The sequence below is a fragment of the Arthrobacter sp. PL16 genome (assembly GCF_035985055.1).
GTDB lineage: Bacteria > Actinomycetota > Actinomycetes > Actinomycetales > Micrococcaceae > Arthrobacter_D > Arthrobacter_D cheniae.
In genome coordinates, this window is sequence record NZ_JAXCIC010000018.1 from 1 (window position 1) to 5,682 (window position 5,682).

The 5,682-nt window shown below is 55.1% G+C and carries 2 rRNA genes; both read right to left on the minus strand.

Annotation, left to right across the window (positions count from 1 at the left end):
• Positions 1–176: 176 nt before the first annotated feature.
• Positions 177–3,346: ribosomal RNA gene (locus RCH21_RS17050) — 23S ribosomal RNA — on the minus strand.
• Between the two features lie 622 nt (positions 3,347–3,968).
• Positions 3,969–5,502, minus strand: a 16S ribosomal RNA gene (locus RCH21_RS17055).
• Together the 16S and 23S rRNA genes form the textbook arrangement of a ribosomal RNA operon.
• Positions 5,503–5,682 lie beyond the last annotated feature (180 nt).

Sequence of the window (5,682 nt, forward strand, 5' to 3'; positions counted from 1 at the left end):
GTGGGGGCTGTGCCCTGGTGGGGGCTGTGCCCTTGTGAGGGTTGTGCCTGTGGTTACGGGTGGTTCCTGTTGTTGGTTGGGAACCGCATAGTGGACGCGTAGCATGCTTTGATCTTCACCCTCCCTGGTTCACCGTGGTTCGGGTTTGTGGCCTGGTCCGTGGTGGGGGTGGGTGTGTGGTGTAAGTTATCGGCTTATTAGTACCGGTCAGCTTCACAGGTCTTTAGTCCCTGCTTCCACATCCGGCCTATCAACCCAGTGGTCTGGCTGGGGGCCTCTCACACTCTAGGTGTATGGAAATCTCATCTTGAAGCAGGCTTCCCGCTTAGATGCTTTCAGCGGTTATCCCATCCGAACGTAGCTAATCAGCGGTGCACTTGGCAGTACAACTGACACACCAGAGGTTCGTCCGTCCCGGTCCTCTCGTACTAAGGACAGCCCTTCTCAAATTTCCTGCGCGCGCAGCGGATAGGGACCGAACTGTCTCACGACGTTCTAAACCCAGCTCGCGTACCGCTTTAATGGGCGAACAGCCCAACCCTTGGGACCTACTCCAGCCCCAGGATGCGACGAGCCGACATCGAGGTGCCAAACCATGCCGTCGATATGGACTCTTGGGCAAGATCAGCCTGTTATCCCCGAGGTACCTTTTATCCGTTGAGCGACGGCCATTCCACAATGTGCCGCCGGATCACTAGTCCCGACTTTCGTCCCTGCTTGAGATGTCTCTCTCACAGTCAAGCTCCCTTGTGCACTTACACTCGCCACCTGATTGCTGACCAGGCTGAGGGAACCTTTGGGCGCCTCCGTTACTTTTTAGGAGGCAACCGCCCCAGTTAAACTACCCATCAGGCACTGTCCCTGACCCGGATTACGGGCCGAAGTTAGATATCCAGAGTGACCAGAGTGGTATTTCAACGATGACTCCACATGAACTAGCGTCCACGCTTCACAGTCTCCCACCTATCCTACACAAGCCACACCGAACACCAATACCAAACTATAGTGAAGGTCTCGGGGTCTTTCCGTCCTGCTGCGCGTAACGAGCATCTTTACTCGTACTGCAATTTCGCCGAGTTTATGGTTGAGACAGCGGGGAAGTCGTTACTCCATTCGTGCAGGTCGGAACTTACCCGACAAGGAATTTCGCTACCTTAGGATGGTTATAGTTACCACCGCCGTTTACTGGGGCTTGAATTCCCAGCTTCGTCCCACGCGAAGCGTGAAACTAACCGGTCCTCTTAACCTTCCAGCACCGGGCAGGAGTCAGTCCGTATACATCGTCTTGCGACTTCGCACGGACCTGTGTTTTTAGTAAACAGTCGCTTCCCCCTGGTCTCTGCGGCCCTGATCCGCTCCGGTGAGCTAGTCACCATCACAGTTAGGGCCCCCCTTCTCCCGAAGTTACGGGGGCATTTTGCCGAGTTCCTTAACCATAATTCTCTCGATCGCCTTAGTATTCTCTACCTGATCACCTGTGTCGGTTTGGGGTACGGGCGGCTAAAACCTCGCGCCGATGCTTTTCTCGGCAGCATAGGATCACCAAATTCCCCCATACGGGGGTCCCATCAGATCTCAGACTCGTGATCGAACACAAGAACGCGGATTTGCCTACGTTCTGCCCTACATCCTTAGACCGGGACAACCATCGCCCGGCTTGGCTACCTTCCTGCGTCACACCTGTTAATACGCTTACCTCCCGAGATCAGGTCCCACGATCCACAAAAAACCACGTCACCACAAGGGTGGGCGGTCATGCTTCTGGCGGTTAGTGTCCCTCGATCAGTATTGGCGGTTTTTCGCCGGTACGGGAATATCAACCCGTTGTCCATCGACTACGCCTGTCGGCCTCGCCTTAGGTCCCGACTTACCCAGGGCAGATTAGCTTGACCCTGGAACCCTTGATCATTCGGCGGACGGGTTTCTCACCCGTCTTTCGCTACTCATGCCTGCATTCTCACTCGTGTAGGCTCCACCGCTGGTTTACACCGCGACTTCACTGCCCACACGACGCTCCCCTACCCATCCACACCCTTGAACTCAGGAGAACACGTCTCCGGCTTGGGATATATGTGAATGCCACAACTTCGGCGGTGTACTTGAGCCCCGCTACATTGTCGGCGCGGAATCACTTGACCAGTGAGCTATTACGCACTCTTTCAAGGGTGGCTGCTTCTAAGCCAACCTCCTGGTTGTCTGGGCAACTCCACATCCTTTCCCACTTAGCACACGCTTAGGGGCCTTAGTTGGTGGTCTGGGCTGTTTCCCTCTCGACTATGAAGCTTATCCCCCACAGTCTCACTGCTGCGCTCTCACTTACCGGCATTCGGAGTTTGGCTGACGTCAGTAACCTTGTAGGGCCCATTAGCCATCCAGTAGCTCTACCTCCGATAAGAAACACGCAACGCTGCACCTAAATGCATTTCGGGGAGAACCAGCTATCACGAAGTTTGATTGGCCTTTCACCCCTACCCACAGCTCATCCCCTCCATTTTCAACTGAAGTGGGTTCGGTCCTCCACGACGTCTTACCGTCGCTTCAACCTGGCCATGGGTAGATCACTTCGCTTCGGGTCTAGATCACGCCACTTTGTCCGCCCTATTCAGACTCGCTTTCGCTACGGCTTCCCCACACGGGTTAACCTCGCGACGTAACACTAACTCGCAGGCTCATTCTTCAAAAGGCACGCCGTCACAACTACCAGCACAAGGCCTCGGCTGCTCCGACGGTTTGTAGGCACACGGTTTCAGGTACTATTTCACTCCCCTCCCGGGGTACTTTTCACCTTTCCCTCACGGTACTGGTCCGCTATCGGTCATCAGGGAGTATTTAGGCTTACCAGGTGGTCCTGGCAGATTCGCACGGGATTTCTCGGGCCCCGTGCTACTTGGGATCCTCTCCAAACGGCGTCACGCATTACGGTTACGGGACTAACACCCTCTCCGGCCGGGCTTTCAAACCCGTTCACCTATACGCACGCACTCATTTCACCAGTCCGGCAGAACTGGAACGGAAAGTCCCACAACCCCAGTGATGCAACGCCCGCCGGCTATCACACACCACTGGTTTAGCCTGTTCCGCGTTCGCTCGCCACTACTAACGGAATCACTATTGTTTTCTCTTCCTGTGGGTACTGAGATGTTTCACTTCCCCACGTTCCCTCCACGTACCCTATGTGTTCAGATACGGGTCACCCGGTCACTCGCGCGCCGGGCGGGGTTTCCCCATTCGGACATCCTGGGATCAAAGTTCGGTTATCAACTCCCCCAGGCTTATCGCAGATTCCCACGTCCTTCTTCGGCTCCTGATGCCAAGGCATCCACCGTGTGCCCTTAAAAACTTGACCACTTAAGATCAAAAAACATATCGAGAAAACCAGGCCCGAACAAACGTCCGGAACCAGATTATTCATAGAAATTGCTTCTTTATTTTTAAAGATGCTCGCGTCCACTATGCAGTTCTCAACCAACAACCCCAACACACCCACACACCACAACCCCCACCACCTTCGAAGAGAACAAACCCTCCCCAAGACAGCGACAGCCACCATGATGCGCAGCATGCGCAGGAAAACCAGAAACAACCAAACCCCCACCCCCCACCAACACCCGAACCCCCACACCCCACCACCTCCCCAAAAGGGAAGCACCAGGACACAAGAAGACAAGCACCAACGAGAAATAGGAGCCCTGTTATCTCAGGACCCAACAGTGTGCCAAACGATACCCAACCAACCACCAACACCCCGCTTTCCAGAACCACCCCACCACCTCCGCCCACCCGAAGGAAGAACAGAAGCGAAAAGAGCGAGACGTACTCACAGACCACCAGCGGCCACCAGGGACCTATTCATCAATATTCCACCCATGAGCACCCACCGCGGAACAAACGCCCGCGCTGTGGGCTAACTCCTGCAAGCCACACACCCACCACTTGGGATGAGTGAATGAACCTGAGGCGCTCCTTAGAAAGGAGGTGATCCAGCCGCACCTTCCGGTACGGCTACCTTGTTACGACTTAGTCCCAATCGCCGGTCCCACCTTCGACGGCTCCCTCCCACAAGGGGTTAGGCCACCGGCTTCGGGTGTTACCAACTTTCGTGACTTGACGGGCGGTGTGTACAAGGCCCGGGAACGTATTCACCGCAGCGTTGCTGATCTGCGATTACTAGCGACTCCAACTTCATGAGGTCGAGTTGCAGACCTCAATCCGAACTGAGACCGGCTTTTTGGGATTAGCTCCACCTCACAGTATCGCAACCCTTTGTACCGGCCATTGTAGCATGCGTGAAGCCCAAGACATAAGGGGCATGATGATTTGACGTCGTCCCCACCTTCCTCCGAGTTGACCCCGGCAGTCTCCCATGAGTCCCCGGCATAACCCGCTGGCAACATGGAACGAGGGTTGCGCTCGTTGCGGGACTTAACCCAACATCTCACGACACGAGCTGACGACAACCATGCACCACCTGTAAACCGGCCACAAGTGGCTGACACATCTCTGCATCATTCCGGTTCATGTCAAGCCTTGGTAAGGTTCTTCGCGTTGCATCGAATTAATCCGCATGCTCCGCCGCTTGTGCGGGCCCCCGTCAATTCCTTTGAGTTTTAGCCTTGCGGCCGTACTCCCCAGGCGGGGCACTTAATGCGTTAGCTACGGCGCGGAAAACGTGGAATGTCCCCCACACCTAGTGCCCAACGTTTACGGCATGGACTACCAGGGTATCTAATCCTGTTCGCTCCCCATGCTTTCGCTCCTCAGCGTCAGTTACAGCCCAGAGACCTGCCTTCGCCATCGGTGTTCCTCCTGATATCTGCGCATTTCACCGCTACACCAGGAATTCCAGTCTCCCCTACTGCACTCTAGTCTGCCCGTACCCACCGCAGATCCGGAGTTAAGCCCCGGACTTTCACGGCAGACGCGACAAACCGCCTACGAGCTCTTTACGCCCAATAATTCCGGATAACGCTTGCGCCCTACGTATTACCGCGGCTGCTGGCACGTAGTTAGCCGGCGCTTCTTCTGCAGGTACCGTCACCAACCCAAAAGGCCAGCTTCTTCCCTACTGAAAGAGGTTTACAACCCGAAGGCCTTCATCCCTCACGCGGCGTCGCTGCATCAGGCTTGCGCCCATTGTGCAATATTCCCCACTGCTGCCTCCCGTAGGAGTCTGGGCCGTGTCTCAGTCCCAGTGTGGCCGGTCACCCTCTCAGGCCGGCTACCCGTCGTCGCCTTGGTAGGCCATTACCCCACCAACAAGCTGATAGGCCGCGAGTCCATCCAAAACCACAAAAGCTTTCCACCAACATGGCATGCGCCAGAAGGTCGTATCCAGTATTAGACCCGGTTTCCCAGGCTTATCCCAGAGTCAAGGGCAGGTTACTCACGTGTTACTCACCCGTTCGCCACTAATCCCCCCACAAGTGAGGTTCATCGTTCGACTTGCATGTGTTAAGCACGCCGCCAGCGTTCATCCTGAGCCAGGATCAAACTCTCCGTAAATGTATATACAGACACAACAACGAAACCCGGGAAAACGGGAAACACTGCTGCACAAAATTCGAAACCAGCCAAAAAAACCAGCCACCACACACGGAATGCGCAGCAACCAGCAAATTCAACCAATCAAAAAACAATCGGTATCAACAAACTTGGCACACTATTGAGTTCTCAAACAACAGG